Source organism: Pseudomonas sp. GW822-FHT01E03 (genome assembly GCF_058802985.1).
This window is the reverse complement of the sequence record NZ_JBXAOQ010000002.1, coordinates 454,460-471,440: the sequence shown is the minus strand read 5'-3', so window position 1 is coordinate 471,440 and position 16,981 is coordinate 454,460. Positions and strand designations below refer to the sequence as shown.

Annotated in this window: 16 protein-coding genes and 1 pseudogene; 9 read left to right on the top strand and 8 right to left on the bottom strand. The window is 59.6% G+C overall.

The window, feature by feature from the left end; translation table 11 throughout:
- Window positions 1–53: 53 nt before the first annotated feature.
- The 4 genes from trmB to AC1RP7_RS05385 form a co-directional block, all read right to left on the bottom strand.
- Window positions 54–779: a tRNA (guanosine(46)-N7)-methyltransferase TrmB gene (gene trmB / locus AC1RP7_RS05400; RefSeq protein WP_057712910.1), complete on the bottom strand. Its 726-nt coding sequence runs from the start codon at window positions 777–779 to the stop codon at window positions 54–56.
- A 9-nt stretch (window positions 780–788) separates the two neighbouring features.
- A complete protein-coding gene (locus AC1RP7_RS05395; RefSeq protein ID WP_007975390.1) occupies window positions 789–1,583 on the bottom strand; it encodes a thiazole synthase in 795 nt (264 codons plus the stop codon).
- 60 nt (window positions 1,584–1,643) lie between these two features.
- Window positions 1,644–1,844: a sulfur carrier protein ThiS gene (gene thiS, locus AC1RP7_RS05390; RefSeq protein WP_007953386.1), complete on the bottom strand. Its 201-nt coding sequence runs from the start codon at window positions 1,842–1,844 to the stop codon at window positions 1,644–1,646.
- Window positions 1,845–1,915: 71 nt separating this feature from the next.
- Window positions 1,916–2,296: a DUF423 domain-containing protein gene (locus AC1RP7_RS05385; RefSeq protein WP_057712909.1), complete on the bottom strand. Its 381-nt coding sequence runs from the start codon at window positions 2,294–2,296 to the stop codon at window positions 1,916–1,918.
- Window positions 2,297–2,370: 74 nt separating this feature from the next.
- Between AC1RP7_RS05385 and mtgA the strand changes: the two genes are divergently transcribed.
- Window positions 2,371–3,093, top strand: a complete 723-nt coding sequence (gene mtgA / locus AC1RP7_RS05380) for a monofunctional biosynthetic peptidoglycan transglycosylase (RefSeq protein ID WP_057712908.1) — start codon at window positions 2,371–2,373, stop codon at window positions 3,091–3,093.
- Between the two features lie 202 nt (window positions 3,094–3,295).
- On the opposite strand, the gene rpoH is transcribed toward mtgA, so the two are convergent.
- The 4 genes from rpoH to ftsY all read right to left on the bottom strand — a co-directional run bounded on the left by rpoH (window position 3,296) and on the right by ftsY (window position 7,463).
- Window positions 3,296–4,150, bottom strand: coding sequence for an RNA polymerase sigma factor RpoH (rpoH, locus tag AC1RP7_RS05375; RefSeq protein ID WP_007975386.1), 855 nt, complete (start codon window positions 4,148–4,150; stop codon window positions 3,296–3,298).
- A gap of 120 nt (window positions 4,151–4,270) precedes the next feature.
- Window positions 4,271–5,293, bottom strand: a complete 1,023-nt coding sequence (gene ftsX / locus AC1RP7_RS05370) for a permease-like cell division protein FtsX (protein WP_057712907.1) — start codon at window positions 5,291–5,293, stop codon at window positions 4,271–4,273.
- Window positions 5,290–5,961 carry a cell division ATP-binding protein FtsE gene (ftsE, locus tag AC1RP7_RS05365; protein ID WP_007975383.1) on the bottom strand — a complete coding sequence of 224 codons (672 nt, stop codon included), beginning with the start codon at window positions 5,959–5,961 and terminating at the stop codon, window positions 5,290–5,292. The genes ftsX and ftsE overlap by 4 nt, the downstream gene beginning before the upstream one ends.
- Window positions 5,958–7,463, bottom strand: a complete 1,506-nt coding sequence (gene ftsY / locus AC1RP7_RS05360) for a signal recognition particle-docking protein FtsY (protein ID WP_493181361.1) — start codon at window positions 7,461–7,463, stop codon at window positions 5,958–5,960. The genes ftsE and ftsY overlap by 4 nt, the downstream gene beginning before the upstream one ends.
- Window positions 7,464–7,805: 342 nt before the next feature.
- On the opposite strand from ftsY, the gene AC1RP7_RS05355 reads away from it, so the two are divergent.
- From AC1RP7_RS05355 to AC1RP7_RS05320, 8 genes and pseudogenes are all read left to right on the top strand, one after another.
- The gene (locus AC1RP7_RS05355; protein WP_057712905.1) at window positions 7,806–9,161 is read left to right on the top strand and encodes a M16 family metallopeptidase; all 1,356 of its coding nucleotides are present in this window, start codon (window positions 7,806–7,808) and stop codon (window positions 9,159–9,161) included.
- Window positions 9,154–10,644, top strand: a complete 1,491-nt coding sequence (locus AC1RP7_RS05350; RefSeq protein ID WP_493181362.1) for a M16 family metallopeptidase — start codon at window positions 9,154–9,156, stop codon at window positions 10,642–10,644. The genes AC1RP7_RS05355 and AC1RP7_RS05350 overlap by 8 nt, the downstream gene beginning before the upstream one ends.
- On the top strand, window positions 10,644–11,255 hold the full coding sequence (rsmD, locus tag AC1RP7_RS05345) for a 16S rRNA (guanine(966)-N(2))-methyltransferase RsmD (RefSeq protein ID WP_493181363.1): 612 nt from the start codon (window positions 10,644–10,646) through the stop codon (window positions 11,253–11,255). The genes AC1RP7_RS05350 and rsmD overlap by 1 nt, the downstream gene beginning before the upstream one ends.
- Before the next feature lie 140 nt (window positions 11,256–11,395).
- Complete coding sequence (locus tag AC1RP7_RS05340) at window positions 11,396–12,634, top strand: M16 family metallopeptidase (RefSeq protein WP_493181364.1); 1,239 nt, start codon at window positions 11,396–11,398, stop codon at window positions 12,632–12,634.
- Between the two features lie 54 nt (window positions 12,635–12,688).
- Window positions 12,689–13,012: pseudogene (locus AC1RP7_RS05335) on the top strand (M16 family metallopeptidase); the annotation flags it as partial.
- A gap of 91 nt (window positions 13,013–13,103) precedes the next feature.
- A complete protein-coding gene (locus tag AC1RP7_RS05330; protein ID WP_493181365.1) occupies window positions 13,104–14,450 on the top strand; it encodes a M16 family metallopeptidase in 1,347 nt (448 codons plus the stop codon).
- The gene (locus AC1RP7_RS05325; RefSeq protein WP_493181366.1) at window positions 14,443–15,888 is read left to right on the top strand and encodes a M16 family metallopeptidase; all 1,446 of its coding nucleotides are present in this window, start codon (window positions 14,443–14,445) and stop codon (window positions 15,886–15,888) included. Before AC1RP7_RS05330 ends, AC1RP7_RS05325 begins: the two co-directional genes overlap by 8 nt.
- A 97-nt stretch (window positions 15,889–15,985) precedes the next feature.
- The gene (locus AC1RP7_RS05320; protein ID WP_493183952.1) at window positions 15,986–16,981 is read left to right on the top strand and encodes a hydrolase; all 996 of its coding nucleotides are present in this window, start codon (window positions 15,986–15,988) and stop codon (window positions 16,979–16,981) included.

The following is a 16,981-nucleotide window of genomic DNA, read 5'->3' as shown; positions in this document are numbered from 1 at the left end:
CATCTCTGTTGACTGCCAGGCCGCCATCGCGAGCAAGCTCGCTCCCACAGGTTTTACGCCAGCTTCTCGAACTTCAAATCCCACACCCCATGCCCAAGACGCTCGCCACGGCGTTCGAACTTGGTGATCGGGCGCTCGGCCGGGCGTGGTACGCACTTGCCGTCTTCGGCAAGGTTGCGGTAACCCGGCGCGACGTTCATCACTTCCAGCATGTATTCGGCGTACGGTTCCCAGTCAGTGGCCATGTGCAGAATGCCCCCAACCTTCAACTTGCTGCGCACCAACTCAGCGAAGGACGCCTGAACGATACGACGCTTGTGGTGACGGCTCTTGTGCCACGGGTCCGGGAAAAACAGCATCAGGCGATCGAGGCTGTTATCGGCCACGCAGCGGTTGAGCACTTCGATCGCATCGCAATCGTAGACCCGCAGGTTGGTCAGGCCTTGTGTCAGCACGCCGTTGAGCAGCGCACCGACACCCGGACGGTGAACCTCAACGCCAATGAAATCCTGATCCGGCGCAGCCGCTGCCATTTCCAGCAGCGAATGGCCCATGCCGAAACCGATTTCCAGCGAGCGCGGTGCCGAGCGACCGAACACCTGGTCGAAATCCACCGGCGCGTCGGCCAGCGGCAGCACGAACAGCGGAGTGCCCTGCTCCAGGCCCTTTTGCTGGCCTTCGGTCATGCGCCCGGCGCGCATCACGAAACTCTTGATGCGGCGGTGTTGGCGCTCGTCGCCTTCTTCCGTCTGGATAGGCGTGTCGTTCGATTCAGTCATCAATGGCTCTTACTTGATCAGACCATCCAGCGGCGAAGAGGCGCTGGCATAGAGTTTTTTCGGCATGCGGCCGGCGAGGTAGGCCAGGCGGCCTGCGACGATCGCATGTTTCATGGCTTCAGCCATCATGACCGGCTGCTGGGCGTGGGCGATGGCCGAGTTCATCAGCACCGCATCACAACCCAGTTCCATGGCGATGGTGGCGTCGGAAGCGGTACCGACACCGGCATCCACCAGCACCGGAATTTTGGCTTCTTCGAGGATGATCTGCAGGTTGTACGGGTTGCAGATCCCCAGGCCCGAACCGATCAGACCGGCCAGCGGCATCACCGCGATGCAGCCGATTTCCGCCAATTGACGGGCGATGATCGGATCATCACTGGTGTAAACCATCACGTCGAAGCCTTCCTTGACCAGCGTTTCGGCGGCCTTCAGGGTTTCGATCACGTTGGGGAACAGGGTTTTCTGATCCGCCAGCACTTCCAGCTTGACCAGGTTGTGGCCATCGAGCAGCTCACGAGCCAGGCGGCAGGTGCGCACAGCCTCGATAGCGTCATAGCAACCGGCGGTGTTCGGCAGGAAGGTGTAGCGATCCGGCGACAGCACTTCGAGCAGGTTCGGCTCGCCCTCGATCTGGCCAAGGTTGGTGCGGCGCACGGCGAAAGTGACGATCTCGGCGCCCGAGGCTTCGATGGCCAAGCGGGTTTCTTCCATGTCACGGTACTTGCCGGTACCGACCAGCAAACGCGACTGGTAAGTACGACCGGCCAGGACGAAAGGCTTGTCGCTGCGAACGATGCTCATGGGAAATCCTCTGTAGGGGTGAGGTACTTGCAGAATTCTGTGGCCACTGGGGCGAGGCTGCTAGCCGCCGCCGATGGCGTGCACCACTTCGACGTTGTCGCCGTCGTTCAACGTGGTGTCTGCGTGCTGACTGCGCGGGACGATATCCAGATTGAGTTCGACCGCCACCCGGCGACCGGTCAGGTCCAGACGGGTCAGCAGGGCCGCAACGGTTTCACCGTCGGGCAGTTCAAAGGATTCGCCGTTCAACTGAATGCGCATGCCGGATGCCGCCATCATTTTTAGGGGCTGGCATTCTAGCCCGATCGTGACCTAAAGGTCAGCAATAAGCGTCAAGTGGTCAGCGGCAAGCGCCAGGCGGCGAGGCCCAGGCAGAGCCAGCCCGCGAGGAAGGCCAGGCCGCCGAACGGGGTGACAATGCCAAGCTTGCTGATACCGGTCAGCGTGAGCACGTACAGGCTGCCGGAGAACAGCAGGATGCCGATGGCAAAGGATGCGCCGGCCCACGTGAGCAAACGGCCGGGAATCTGCGTGGCCAGCAGTGCCACGCCCAGCAGCGCCAGGGTGTGCACCAGTTGGTAAGTGACGCCGGTATGAAAAATCGTCAGATACTCAGGTGTCAGACGGTTTTTCAGGCCATGGGCGGCAAAGGCCCCGAGGCCGACACCGGTGAAGCCGAAAAAAGCGGCCAGCATCAGAAAGCCACGCAGCATGCAGAACTCCAGTCAGTTTCGATCCAAAGGGTCTGTATAATGGCCCGCTCAACGGGTTCGGCCAAGCCATCTCTATGCTGCGTATCTATTTCCGTCATTTCTCCAAGGCCGTGCTCTGGTTCATGGGTGGCAGCGTATTGCTGGTGCTGATCTTTCGCGTGGTGCCGCCACCGGGGACGACACTGATGGTCGAGCGCAAGATCGAATCCTGGTTTGACGGCGAACCCATCGACCTGCAACGGACCTGGAAACCCTGGGACGAAATCTCCGATGACCTGAAAGTCGCGGTGATTGCCGGTGAAGACCAGAAATTCCCGGAGCACTGGGGCTTCGATATCGGCGCAATTCAGGCGGCGTTTGCCCATAACGAGCGCGGCGGTTCGATCCGTGGCGCCAGCACCCTCAGCCAGCAAGTCTCGAAAAACCTGTTCCTGTGGTCTGGCCGCAGCTGGCTGCGCAAAGGCCTGGAAGCCTGGTTCACCGGACTGATCGAAGTGTTCTGGCCCAAGCAACGGATTCTTGAGGTGTACCTCAACAGTGTCGAGTGGGATGACGGCGTGTTTGGCGCCGAAGCGGCGGCCCGGCATCACTTTGGCGTGAGCGCCAGGAACCTCAGCCGTCAGCAATCGAGCTTGTTGGCCGCCGTACTGCCCAACCCTCGCGTGTGGAGTGCGAGCCATCCGACCGCTTACGTGGCACGGCGTGCGGGCTGGATACGACGGCAGATGAGCCAGTTAGGTGGCGACAGCTATCTGGTCGGGCTGAACGATTCGCGTCGGGCGCCTTGGGCCCAATAAAAAGACGCCTTCCCCTGTAGGAGCGAGCCCGCTCGCGAAAAACCCAAGGGCACCGCTGGGCATCTGGCTTTACGCGTTATCGTTCACGACCATCGCGAGCAGGCTCGCTCCTACAGGGATTGGGGCGCGAATCAGGAATAGTAGGCACAAACAAAAACGCCCCGATCAATGATCGGGGCGTTTTTTATTGCCTGCTCGCCAGTTACGCAGCGATCGACAACTTGAGCTTGTTCATCGCGCTTTTCTCAAGCTGACGAATACGCTCGGCCGACACATTGTACTTCTGCGCCAGGTCGTGCAGCGTGGCTTTTTCTTCCGCCAGCCAGCGCTGGTAGAGGATGTCACGGCTGCGGTCGTCCAGCACTTCCAGCGCTTCGTGCAGGTTGTGGTTGGAGTTGTCGCTCCAGTCGGCATCTTCCAGTTGACGGGCCGGATCGTACCGGTGGTCTTCCAGATAGTTGGCCGGCGACTGGAATGCACTGTCGTCGTCCGCTTCGGCAGCCGGGTCGAAGGCCATGTCATGGCCGGTCAGGCGGCTTTCCATCTCGCGTACTTCCCGAGGCTCTACACCCAGGCTTTCCGCTACGCGATGGACTTCTTCGTTGTTCAGCCAGGCCAGACGCTTCTTCTGGCTGCGCAGGTTGAAGAACAACTTGCGCTGGGCCTTGGTGGTCGCGACTTTCACGATGCGCCAGTTGCGCAGGATGAACTCGTGGATTTCCGCCTTGATCCAGTGCACGGCAAAGGACACCAGGCGCACGCCCATTTCCGGGTTGAAGCGCTTCACGGCCTTCATCAGGCCGACGTTGCCTTCCTGGATCAGGTCAGCCTGAGCCAGACCGTAGCCGGAATAGCTACGGGCGATATGTACGACAAAACGCAGGTGGGCGAGCACCATCTGCCGAGCCGCCCCCAAATCCTGCTCATAATAGAGACTCTCGGCCAGTTCACGCTCCTGCTCCGGCGACAGCAATGGAATGCTGTTGACGGTGTGCACATAGGCCTCCAGGTTCGCACCCGGGACCAGAGCATATGCAGGTTGCAAAGAATTGGTCATACGAAAAAACCTCCGACTTACAAACTCGTGCAGTTCAGCACTGCGAAAATTGACCGGAAACCGAAAGACAAGTTCCCTAAAACTCATAAACGCTGAAAGGTCAATACGAGCAAAATGATACTACTTAGGCGCAAGCTCCCTCAGGTGGCGTGCGACTGCAATCCATGCACCGATATACCCCAACAGCACCGCGCCAAGCAAGAGAGACAGACCGTCGGCAACTGGCACTCCAGCCAGCGCAAAATCACTGCCGTACAAACCGGCCAGCCCCACCACCGCGTCGTTCAGCCAATCAAGGCCGAACGCCAGAACGCCCCAGGACAGAATCCCCGCACCGAAGCCATACAGCGCGCCCATATACAGAAAGGGCCTGCGCACATAGCTGTCAGTGCCGCCGACCAGTTTAATCACTTCTATCTCTGTGCGGCGGTTTTCAATATGAAGACGAATGGTATTGCCTATCACCAAAAGTAATGCAGAAACCAGAAGCACGGTCAGACCGAAGACAAAACGGTCACCCAGCTTGAGGATGGCTGCCAGACGCTCGACCCAGACTAAATCAAGTTGCGCCTGTTGTACCTTCGGCAGCTCGGATAGTTTTTGTCTTAATGCTTCAAGGGCCGGCTTGTCGACTTCAGTCGGCGTCACCAGGACCACGCCCGGCAGCGGGTTCTCCGGCAACTCCTTGAGCGCCTCGCCCAGCCCGGACTGTTGCTGGAACTCTTCCAGTGCCTGATCCCGGCCAACGTATTCGGCCTCGGCGACGCCAGGCATGCCCTTGATCTGATCGCGCAGCGCTTCGCCTTCGGCCGGCTTGGCCTCAAGGTCCAGATACAGGGAAATCTGCGCAGCGCGCTGCCAGGAACCGCCCAGACGCTCGACGTTACTTAGCAAAAGTGACAGCCCCATGGGCAAACTCAGGGCCACCGCCATCACCATGCAGGTGAAGAAACTGCCGATAGGCTGCTTGCCCAGGCGGCGCAGGCTGTCCACCAGACTGGCGCGATGACTTTCGATCCAGGCGCGGAACAACGTGGCAAAGTCCGGCCCGTCGTCATCGTCGTGTTTTTTCTTTTGCGGTTGCGGATCGGCGGCCTTCGGGGCCACACGCTCGGAAACCTTGGGGCTACGTGTTGCACTCATACCGCAGCCTCCCCGTCACCGATCAATCGACCGCGTTGCAAGGTCAGCATGCGATGGCGCATGCGGGCGATCAGGGCCAGGTCGTGACTGGCGATCAGCACGCTGGTACCCAAGCGATTGATGTCTTCGAACACACCCATGATCTCGGCGGCCAGGCGCGGGTCGAGGTTACCGGTCGGCTCATCCGCCAGCAGCAAGGCCGGACGGTGAACGATGGCGCGGGCGATGCCGACGCGCTGTTGCTGACCGGTGGACAGGTCACCCGGGTATAGATCGGTTTTATCCGACAGCGCCACGCGCTCCAGTGCCGAGTCCACGCGCTTGGCGATCTCGGCCTTGGACAGCCCCAGGATCTGCAAAGGCAACGCGACGTTATTGAACACCGTGCGATCGAACAGCAACTGGTGATTCTGGAACACCACGCCGATCTGCCGACGCAAGAAAGGAATCTGCGCGTTGCTGATGGTGCTCAGGTCTTGCCCGGCGAGCAGCAACTTGCCGCTGGTCGGGCGTTCCATCGCCAGCAACAGGCGCAACAGCGTGGATTTACCGGCGCCGGAATGGCCGGTGACAAACAAGAACTCGCCACGACGGACTCGAAAGCTCAGCTCATGCAAGCCGACGTGACCGTTCGGGTAGCGCTTACCGACCTGTTCGAAACGAATCATGAACGCTCCCGCTCGGCAAACAATGCCTGGACAAAGGGTTCTGCTTCAAAGGTACGCAAATCGTCGATGCCTTCGCCGACGCCAATGTAGCGGATCGGCAGGCCGAATTGCTTGGCCAGGGCGAAAATCACCCCGCCTTTGGCGGTACCGTCGAGCTTGGTCAGCGCCAGGCCGGTCAGTTCGACGGTCTGGTTGAATTGCTTGGCCTGGTTGATGGCGTTCTGGCCGGTACCGGCGTCAAGCACCAACAGCACTTCGTGAGGTGCGTCAGCGTCGAGCTTGCCAATCACCCGGCGAACCTTTTTCAGCTCTTCCATCAGGTTGTCTTTGGTGTGCAGGCGGCCGGCGGTGTCGGCGATCAGCACATCGATGCCACGGGCCTTGGCGGCCTGCACGGCGTCGAAGATCACCGAGGCCGAGTCGGCACCAGTGTGCTGCGCGATCACCGGGATCTTGTTGCGCTCACCCCATACCTGCAATTGCTCCACCGCCGCGGCACGGAAGGTGTCGCCGGCGGCGAGCATGACTTTCTTGCCTTCCAGCTGCAGTTTCTTCGCCAGCTTGCCGATGGTGGTGGTCTTGCCGGCACCGTTGACGCCGACGACCAGAATCACGAACGGCTTGTTTTGCGAGGCGATTTTCAGCGGCTGCTCGACAGGCTTGAGCATCGCTGCCAGCTCGGCTTGCAGGGATTTGTACAGGGCATCGGCATCGGCCAGCTCCTTGCGCGCAACCTTCTGCGTCAGGCGCTGAATGATCACCGAGGTGGCTTCGACACCCACGTCGGCGGTCAGCAAACGGGTTTCGAGGTCTTCGAGCAACTCGTCATCAATGACCTTTTTGCCCAGGAACAGGCTGGCCATGCCTTCGCCGATACTGGCGCTGGTCTTGGACAGGCCCTGCTTGAGGCGGGCGAAGAAACCGGCTTTGGTTTCTTCGGTGCGTACCGGCTCGACCGGGGCTTCGACGGGCGCCGCGATCGGCTCAGGAATCGGAGCGGGTGCCGGTGCTTGAGCAACCGGAGCAACGAATACCGGAACCTCTGGCTGACTGACAACGGGCACAGGCTCGGCCACGACGACTGGCTCAACAATCGGTTCGACCACAGGCGCGTGAACCGGGGCAGGCGTAAACGCTGCCGGAGCCGGAATCGGTGGCGTCACGTGAGGAGCCAGGTCATTTTCGACCAATGCCACGGGTTCTTCGGCCACTGGCAGGGTCAACCACGGTTCGGCCGTCGGGGCCGGAGGCTGTTCGGTGACGATTTCGCTGACTGGTTCGGGAACGGCTTCAACCTTGGGTTGCAGCGACGGCTCGGCAATCGGCAGAACAACCGGCGCGGGCGTTTCTTCTATTACCGGGACCGGCGTCGGCGCTGGTTCAGGAATGGCTTGTGGCTGTTCGACGACGGGTTCCTGCGGCTTTTTGCGCAGCCATCCGAACAGGCTTTTCTTCTCGCCAGCCGCAGCTGGGGTCTTCTTGTCGTCGTTGGAACCAAACATGGAGGACGGCTATCTCACGGTAGCGACGCGCCAATGGCGCCCCGGCAAATAAATATTCGATGCAGAACAGACTGCGATTGACCCAGCTTGTTCACGCGCAACATTTTGTCGAGGTGCGAACGGCACCTCACGGAAACGTTTTTACGAAGGACTAAAGCAGCAAAATCGGCGAAAAAGCAGAGTTTAGTTGATAAATTCCAACCTTCTGCTGCAAACCCATACAACCTGATCAAACGCAAAGGCCTGATAGGCGTGGCCGCCAGTAAAACGGATCAGTATCCTAGCACCCTCTCGCCCGCTGACGCTAAGAACAAGCGGGCAGCCCCAAAGGTTTGAAAACGAATGAATGCTCTTGCCCGCCGCGCCGCAGGCCTGCTGCTCAGCACAGTTTGCCTGCCCCTTTCGGCCCTGGCTGCCGACCCGCAACCCACCCACGAATTCACTCTCGACAATGGCTTGAAGGTGGTCGTGCGCGAAGACCACCGTGCGCCCGTGGTAGTTTCCCAGGTCTGGTACAAGGTCGGCTCCAGCTACGAGACACCGGGTAATACTGGCCTGTCCCACGCCCTGGAACACATGATGTTCAAGGGCAGCGAGAAAGTCGGCCCCGGCGAAGCCTCGCTGATCCTGCGCGACCTCGGCGCCGAAGAGAACGCATTCACCAGCGATGATTTCACCGCCTATTACCAGGTGCTGGCCCGGGATCGCCTGGGCGTGGCCTTCGAACTGGAAGCCGACCGCATGGCCAGCCTGCGCCTGCCGCCCGACGAGTTCGCCAAGGAAATCGAGGTCATCAAGGAAGAGCGTCGCCTGCGTACCGACGACAAGCCGATGGCCAAGGCCTACGAGCGTTTCAAGGCCATGGCTTACCCGGCAAGCGGCTATCACACACCGACCATCGGCTGGATGGCCGACCTTGAGCGGATGAAAGTCGAAGAGCTGCGCCATTGGTACGAAACCTGGTACGTGCCCAACAACGCCACGCTGGTGGTGGTTGGCGATGTCACCCCGGACGAAGTCAAAACCCTGGCCCAACGCTATTTCGGCCCGATCGCCAAGCGTGAAGTGCCCGCCGCGAAAAAACCGCTGGAACTGGCCGAACCGGGCGAGCGCCAGATCACCCTGCACGTGCAGACCCAACTGCCTAGCCTGATGCTGGCCTTCAACGTGCCGAGCATCGCCACAGCCGAAGACAAGCGCTTGGTCAATGCCCTGCGCCTGATCTCCGCACTGCTCGACGGCGGCTACAGCGGACGTATCCCGACGCAACTGGAGCGCGGAGAAGAACTGGTGTCCGGCGGCTCGTCGAGTTACGACGCCTATACCCGTGGCGACAGTCTCTTCACCCTGTCAGCATCGCCAAACTCGCAGAAACACAAGACCATCGCCCAGGCGCAAGCCGGTTTGTGGAAGCTGCTCGACCAGTTGAAAACCACGGCGCCAACCGCTGAAGAGCTGGAGCGCGTACGCGCACAAGTCATCGCTGGCCTGGTCTTCGAGCGCGACTCGATCACCAGTCAGGCCACCGCCATCGGCCAACTGGAAACAGTCGGCCTGTCATGGAAACTGATGGACACCGAACTGGCCGATCTGGAAAGCGTCACGCCGGAAGATATCCAGAAAGCCGCCAAGCTGTATTTCACTCGCGAACGTCTCAGCGTCGCCCATGTACTGCCTCTGGAGACGACTCATGAGTGAGCGTAAACCCTCCCGCCTGGCCCTGATCGGCCTGATCGCCGTCACCGTTATCGGTTCCGCAGCGTTCTATTTGTCGCGCTCTGTCGAAACCAATGCCAGCGAAGCCCTCGACAAGGCCAAGGCCAGTCAGAAACTGCAGTCGCTGACCGAACTCAACGGCAAGGCACCGAACCACCGCAAGCTGGACGTGCAGACCTGGAACACCGCCGAAGGCACCAAGGTGCTGTTTGTCGAAGCCCATGAGCTGCCGATGTTCGACATGCGCCTGATCTTCGCTGCCGGTAGCAGCCAGGACGGCGATGCACCGGGCGTGGCGGTGCTGACCAACGCCATGCTCAACGAAGGCGTGGCCGGCAAAGACGTCGGTGCCATTGCCCGGGGCTTCGAAGGCCTGGGCGCCGATTTCGGCAACGGCGCGTTCAAGGACATGGCAATCGCTTCGCTGCGTAGCCTGAGTGCCAAGGACAAGCGCGAGCCGGCCCTGAAGCTGTTCTCCGAAGTCATCGGCAAGCCGACTTTCCCTGCCGATTCGCTGGCCCGCATCAAGAACCAGATGCTTGCCGGTTTCGAATACCAGAAACAGAACCCCGGCAAACTGGCGAGTCTGGAGCTGATGAACCGCTTGTACGGTGATCACCCGTATGCACACGCCAGCGACGGCACGGCGAAAACCGTACCGGCGATTACCCAGGCCCAGCTGCGTGCTTTCCACGAGAAAGCCTACGCAGCCGGTAACGTGGTGATCGCACTGGTCGGCGACCTGTCCCGCACGGAAGCCGAAGCGATTGCCGCCCAGGTTTCCGGCGCCCTGCCCAAAGGCCCGGCCTTGCCGAAAATTGCGCAACCCGCTGAGCCCAAGGCCAGCGTCGGCCATATCGAGTTCCCGTCCAAGCAGACCAACCTGATGCTCGCGCAACTGGGCATCGATCGCGATGACCCGGACTACGCGGCATTGTCCATGGGTAACCAGATTCTCGGTGGCGGCGGCTTCGGCACCCGCTTGATGAGCGAAGTGCGCGAGAAGCGTGGCCTGACTTACGGCGTGTATTCGGGCTTTACGCCGATGCAGGCGCGTGGCCCGTTCATGATCAACCTGCAAACCCGCGCCGAGATGAGCGAGGGCACCCTGAAACTGGTGCAGGACGTGCTGGCCGACTACCTTAAAACCGGCCCGACCGAAAAAGAGCTCGACGACGCCAAGCGCGAACTGGCCGGCAGCTTCCCGCTGTCCACCGCCAGCAACGCCGATATCGTCGGCCAACTGGGCGCCATCGGCTTTTACAACTTGCCGTTGAGTCACCTGGAGGACTTCATGCAACAGTCCCAGTCCCTGACCGTCGAGCAGGTCAAAGCCGCCATGAACAAACACCTGAGCACGAACAAGATGGTCATCGTCAGCGCTGGCCCGACCGTGCCGCAAAAGCCGTTACCGGCCCCTACTGATAAACCTTCCGAGCAGCCGCTCGGGGTTCCGGAGCATTAATGGCTACTCATTCGAAAAAACCTGCCCGCAACGTCCACAACGGCGTGAACCAGCTGCGCATCATCGGCGGCGAATGGCGCAGCCGGAAGCTGAGCTTCCCCGACGCCCCGGGCCTGCGCCCGACGCCGGACCGCGTGCGTGAAACCCTGTTCAACTGGCTCGCGCCTTACGTGCCGGGCGCCAAGGTGCTCGACCCGTTCACCGGCAGCGGCGCGCTGTTCCTCGAAGCCCTGTCCCGTGGCGCGGCCATGGGCCAGGCGCTGGACGCCAGCAGCATCGCGGTGTCCAGCCTGAAGGAACACCTGGGCACATTGCGCTGCACCAACGGCCAGGTCCAGACCGCCGACGCCCTGCGCTACCTGGAAACCCAGACCGCAACGGCCTACGACCTGGTGTTCCTCGATCCACCGTTCAACCAGAACCTGCTGCCCGCCGTTTGCAAGTTGCTCGAAGAGCGCCAATGGCTGGCCGAAGACGCCTGGGTGTACACCGAAAGCGAGTCGGCACCGTCGACCCTGGGCCTGCCGCAGAACTGGCGCCTGCACCGGGAGCAGAAATCCGGGCGTGTGTATTACTCGTTGTGGCAACGCAACAATATACCTTCCGCATAACCAAGTTCGGGTGGCCCCCCCCACCCGACTCCTTCACAGCAGTCTTGGCAGGAAACATATTTACCCTGGATAGAATTAATACTTGTGAGCATTGTAGGCGAGCGAAATGACTCGCATAACTGCAAATGGACTCGCAAACTATGCAGACAAAATATCCCACCACTCCAACAAAAGAGCTCACTCTCGATAATGGCATGACAATCATTGTTGCCGAACTCAGTGGTACCACTGAGGCACACATCGAACTTAACTACAAAGTGAGCCACTGTAACGAAACGCCGGAAAGCGCGGGGATCAACCTCATGCTGGCAAGCGTCTTACTCCAAGACAATCAAGACATAGCATTACCCGATTCGCACGAGCTTAATTCGTTCCATCGGGATGACTTTACGTCTTATATACAGCAGGTACTACCTTCCAGCTTAAATGAGGCTTTCAGCCAATACGCCATCATGATGGCAACACCACAAATTACCGACGAATCTTTGCAGTCAGGAATACAACTACGAAATAGCTATCGAGCCGAAGCTGATGTTTTTATCTCCAACTACAGCACGCCACAGGAAATCAAAGAACTACTTTATCCTTTCAGTAGTTACTCCAATATGGCCGATGGCACTCCGGCCAGCCTTTCAAGCCTTGATATCCATCAATTGCACCAATGGCATCAGCGTTGGTACATGCCCAATAATGCAACGCTGGTCGTTGTTGGCAATGTGAGTGCTGCCAACGTATTCGAGTTGGCAGAACAGCACTTCTCTGCGATTCCACATAGACCTCTTGAGGCATTCAACCACCTCAAAGTAACTTCCGAACCGGGCAAGCGGCATATCGAACTACGCAAAAAAACTAAAGAGCCTTTTGCGGTCACAGGTTTCAATTTGCCTGACCGTAACTTCTTCAATGAAGACCCCAAGGCTTTCGGCGCCTTGGGCATCCTCGCGGAGCTTCTAACCAACTACTTCCTGCTAATTCCAGACGGGTGGGGCGTCGCAGGCGTGCGAAACTACGAAAATGCGGGCCTTTTTTATCTGAGTGTTACGGCCCTGTCGGCGGATCAAACTCCAAGTCAGTTAGAGCAGGGACTGCACACTTACATAAGTGAGCTAAAGCGAAATTCAATCGACACCCAAACCTTGGAGCAGGCTCGTGAAAAGACACTCGCCCTCTGGGCCAAAGATGAGCAAGATCCTTTGACTTTACCCAGCATCGTCACCACATATCATCATTCAAAACTGCCTCTGAGTAACAGGGCGCAGGAATACCAAGCTTTGCTGAGCGTCACAGCCAAGGACATTCAAGACTTCGCCAACACTTACTTCACAGAGCAGCGGATGACAACAGCCCACATTTTCCCAATGGATGGTTCGCTGGAATAACACTGTTGTTCAATTTTCAAGCCTGCCGCTGAATTGCAAACAGCGAACCAGGGGGTTGCCGAACCTGCACCGCTCGCAGCCCCACACTGTTCGTGCTCCCAAGCAAGCGAGACACAGTTTCCGTCCAAGCAGACCAACCTGATGCTCGCGCAATTGGGCATCGATCGCGATGACCCGGACTATGCGGCATTGTCCATGGGTAACCAGATTCTCGGTGGCGGCGGCTTCGGCACCCGCTTGATGAGCGAAGTGCGCGAGAAGCGTGGCCTGACTTACGGCGTGTATTCGGGCTTTACGCCGATGCAGGAGCGTGGCCCGTTCATGATCAACCTGCAAACCCGCGCCGAGATGAGCGAGGGCACCCTGAAACTGGTGCAGGGAATGCACTACATAGTTACCGCCTGACGTCCTTTCGGATCATCCACAGTGGTTTGCGCAATTAACTGCAAACCACTGAGGATGAACACGGATGAACATCTCCCGCAGCACGTTTGTGCTGCCCTTTATCGCCTGGCTACCGCTCATCGCCAGCGCGGCGACACCCCCTGCGACGCAAGACTTCGTACTGGACAACGGCCTCAAGGTTGTCGTGCGCGAGGACCACCGCTCCCCCATCGTCACCGCCCAACTCTGGATCAAAGTCGGTTCAAGCTACGAACCGCCCGGCCAGTCCGGCCTGTCCCACGCCCTCGAACACATGGCCTACAAAGGCAGCAGCAAGGCCTGCGCTGGAGAGTTCGCGGCGATACTGGAAAAACTGGGCGGCAGGCAAAACGCATTTACCGGCACTGATTTCACGGTCTTTCACCAGACACTGTCTTCCGACCGCACTGGCGTCGCTTTCGAAATACTGGCCGACCTGATGAGTACGGCCGAGCTGAATGAACAGGACTTCACACCGGAACTCAAGGTCATTCAGGAGGAGCGTCGAATGCGCGTTGATGATGAAATCACCGTGTCTGCTCACGAACGACTGAACAGCATCGCTCACCCGGCCAGCGGCTACCGCACCCCGACGATCGGCTGGATGCACGATCTGCAACGCATGAACACCGCGCAATTGCAACAGTGGTATCAGGCCTGGTATTCGCCGGACAATGCGACGCTGATAGTTGTTGGCGATGTTGCACCTGAACGGATCAAAGCCCTGGCACAGCAGCACTTCGGCCATCTTGAGCGGCGCGCGACACCCGCGGCGCCTGCCCCTGTCGAGCTGGCTTCTGCCGGTGAACGGTCACTGACCCTTCACGCGCCGGTAGCGTCCCCGCGCCTGATCATGAGCTTCAACGCGCCCAGCCTGGCTACAGCACCGGATCGTCGGACCGCACATGCCCTGCGTTTGCTCGATATGTTACTGGCCGGATCCAGTAGCGCGCGGATCAAACAGCAACTGCAACTGAGCGAGGCAATATTCACCGAGGCCCACTCAGAGTACGACGCTTTCAATCGCGGCGATTCGTTGCTGACCATCGCCACACAGCTCAATCCGGACAAGCTCAATGACGCTGATGAAGCCCTCGCCCGTCTGTGGCAAGTGATCGAATCACTCAAGAGCAAGGCACCGGAACCGACAGAGCTGGAGCGCGCGAAAAACCTTGTGATCGCTAACACGGTTTATGCGCAGGATGATCTGGAAGGGCAGGCCAACACCTTGGGCCTGCTGGAAACCATCGGCCTGGACTGGCGGCTGGCCGATCAGGATACGGATGAGCTGAACAAGGTCACACCCCTGGATATTCAACTGGCCGCAAAGACTTACCTGACGCGTGAGCGCCTGAGTACCGCGAAAATCTTGCCGGAGAAAAACAATGGATAAGCTCAAAGGCCTCATCAATGGATTGATCCTGGCCGGCATGCTGTTGAGTGCACAGGCCTCTGCCGCTGAAACCACGACACCCCGGAAACCAGTGCTGCAATCGCTCAATGAACCACAGACTCCGGCGATCCACCGCTCGCTGTCGATCAAGGGTTACAAAACTCTCAGCGGAACGAAGATCCTGTTCATCCGCACGCCCGGCTTGCCGATGTTTGACGTCCTTGTGAGCTTTGCCGCTGGCAGCGCCCACACACCGCATCAGCCCGGCCTGGCAGCGGTGACCTTCAGCCTTTTGAATGAAGGCGTGACGGGCAAGGATGTCAACGCCATACAGGCGACGTTCGATGACTTGGGCGCAAGAATGGGCATGGACATTGACCAGGACCGGACCCATTTTTCCCTGCGTAGCCTGAGTGACGAATCACGGCGCACTCCAGCCCTGGAGCTGTTTGCCCAGGTACTCGGCAAGCCGCTGTTGCCGCAAGAGTCCCTGCCTGCGGTGAAATCCCAACTGCAGTACTTTCTGGACCGCGAAGATCAGTCCCATGGCGCTCAAGCCCGACAAGCGCACCTCGGCCAGCTGTTTCCCGAACACGGTTATGCCCAGTCCCTCTACGGAACCCGGGCCGGGCTTGCCTCCATCACCCGCAACCAGGCGCAAGACTTTCATCGCGAGGCTTATGCCGCGGGTAATGCCCAGATCACAATGGTCGGTGACCTCACCGAGGAAGAAGCCCAGCGCATCGGTGCACAGATATCCGCAGCCTTGCCCCCGGGACCGACCGCTACTGCGATCCAGCCAGTGACAAGTCCAACTGCCCCGAGCCTGCTGCGCGTTAAGCGAGCATCGACCGAGGCTTACCTGCGCCTTGCCCAGCCAAGTGTCCTGCGAAGCAGTCCGGACTACGTCGCGCTACAGATGGCCATGCGGGTTTTCACCAACCGACTGACCAATGAACTCCGTGAACGCCGAGGTCTGACCTATCACGTTAAAGCCGACCTCTCAGCCTTTCAGGCACAAGGGTTGCTGACTATCAAATTGCAGACCCGACCGGAGCAGGCCGATGCCGTGCTGGCCCATATCAAGACGATGTTCAGTGACTTCCTCGCCCAGGGACCGACTCAACAGGAACTAGAAGACAGCCAACAACAACTGACCGGTAGCGCACCATTGAACAGCGCTACCAATGGGCAGATTCTGAGACAGTTGCACGCTATCGGCGCCCACAATCTGCCGCTGGACCTCGACTTTGCCACGCAAGCAGCCTTGAAGTTGAACCTGGTATCAATCAAAACCGTGCTCAACCGGCATTACCACGCCGACCAATGGCGCGTTGTCATCCTGGGGCCTGAGACAGATCAACAACCGCTGCCAGCTCCGAGCGAAAGCGCAACCAATGCCATGTGTCGCGTGCCTGGCGAGATTGTGGCAAGTTAGACAGCCATGATGACGCGGTCGCGGCGCTGTCCCGCCGCGTCTTCGGGCAGGCTCATGAACACTTCCACCGAGAATGACTGTGCAACCGCACCCCGCACTGGCACCACCGCCGTCCTTCACCCCCGCCTTCGGCCTCGGCAATCCGCACTTGCAAACCTTGTGGGGGCCGCTGTGGCGTAAAACCGTGCACATCGGTCGCGAACGCGAGCGTCTTTGGCTTGAAGACGGCGATTTTCTCGATCTCGACTGGCACGGCCCGCACAGCGCCGACGCACCGTTGGTGCTGGTATTGCACGGGCTCACCGGGTCCTCGAATTCGCCTTATGTCGCCGGCATGCAAAAAGCCCTGGGCGACCGAGGCTGGGCCAGTGTTGCGCTGAACTGGCGCGGCTGTTCGGGCGAACCCAACCTGTTGCCGCGCAGCTACCATTCCGGCGCCAGCGAAGACCTGGCCGAAACCATCAGGCACTTGCGGGCCAAACGGCCTCTCGCGCCACTGTATGCGGTGGGTTACTCCCTGGGCGGTAATGTCCTGCTCAAGCATTTGGGCGAAACCGGCAGCGACAGCGGCGTGACGGGCGCCGTGGCGGTGTCGGTGCCGTTCCGCCTGGACCAGTGCGCCGACCGTATCGGGCAAGGCTTCTCCAAGGTTTACCAGGCGCATTTCATGCGCGAGATGGTCGCCTACATCAAGAACAAGCAGCGACAATTCCAGCATGACGGACGCGAGGAGGGCCTGGCAGCCCTGGCGGCCCTCGGATCCCTGGAAAACATGCGCACGTTCTGGGATTTCGACGGACGCGTCACTGCACCACTGCACGGTTTCGCCGATGCCGAGGATTACTATCGCCGCGCCTCCAGCCGCTATTTCCTTGGCGAAATTCGTACGCCGACCTTGATGATTCAGGCCGCCGACGACCCCTTCGTGTTTCCCCACAGCCTGCCGCAGGTCGATGAGTTGTCCGCTTGCACGCAATTCGAACTGCAAGCCAATGGCGGGCATGTCGGCTTCGTCGACGGTACGCTCAGGCAACCGGGTTACTACCTGGAGCGACGTATCCCCGAGTGGCTGGCCGCCATAGGGCGCTCTTGA

Bases quoted from the DNA above. Each gene is read 5' to 3' on its own strand.
- ftsE (WP_007975383.1), bottom strand. From the start codon at position 5,961: ATGATTCGTTTCGAACAGGTCGGTAAGCGCTACCCGAACGGTCACGTC.
- AC1RP7_RS05395 (WP_007975390.1), bottom strand. From the start codon at position 1,583: ATGAGCATCGTTCGCAGCGACAAGCCTTTCGTCCTGGCCGGTCGTACT.
- mtgA (WP_057712908.1), top strand. From the start codon at position 2,371: ATGCTGCGTATCTATTTCCGTCATTTCTCCAAGGCCGTGCTCTGGTTC.
- rpoH (WP_007975386.1), bottom strand. From the start codon at position 4,150: ATGACCAATTCTTTGCAACCTGCATATGCTCTGGTCCCGGGTGCGAAC.
- AC1RP7_RS05355 (WP_057712905.1), top strand. From the start codon at position 7,806: ATGAATGCTCTTGCCCGCCGCGCCGCAGGCCTGCTGCTCAGCACAGTT.
- AC1RP7_RS05330 (WP_493181365.1), top strand. From the start codon at position 13,104: ATGAACATCTCCCGCAGCACGTTTGTGCTGCCCTTTATCGCCTGGCTA.
- ftsY (WP_493181361.1), bottom strand. From the start codon at position 7,463: ATGTTTGGTTCCAACGACGACAAGAAGACCCCAGCTGCGGCTGGCGAG.
- rsmD (WP_493181363.1), top strand. From the start codon at position 10,644: ATGGCTACTCATTCGAAAAAACCTGCCCGCAACGTCCACAACGGCGTG.
- AC1RP7_RS05350 (WP_493181362.1), top strand. From the start codon at position 9,154: ATGAGTGAGCGTAAACCCTCCCGCCTGGCCCTGATCGGCCTGATCGCC.
- AC1RP7_RS05325 (WP_493181366.1), top strand. From the start codon at position 14,443: ATGGATAAGCTCAAAGGCCTCATCAATGGATTGATCCTGGCCGGCATG.
- trmB (WP_057712910.1), bottom strand. From the start codon at position 779: ATGACTGAATCGAACGACACGCCTATCCAGACGGAAGAAGGCGACGAG.
- thiS (WP_007953386.1), bottom strand. From the start codon at position 1,844: ATGCGCATTCAGTTGAACGGCGAATCCTTTGAACTGCCCGACGGTGAA.
- AC1RP7_RS05385 (WP_057712909.1), bottom strand. From the start codon at position 2,296: ATGCTGCGTGGCTTTCTGATGCTGGCCGCTTTTTTCGGCTTCACCGGT.
- ftsX (WP_057712907.1), bottom strand. From the start codon at position 5,293: ATGAGTGCAACACGTAGCCCCAAGGTTTCCGAGCGTGTGGCCCCGAAG.
- AC1RP7_RS05340 (WP_493181364.1), top strand. From the start codon at position 11,396: ATGCAGACAAAATATCCCACCACTCCAACAAAAGAGCTCACTCTCGAT.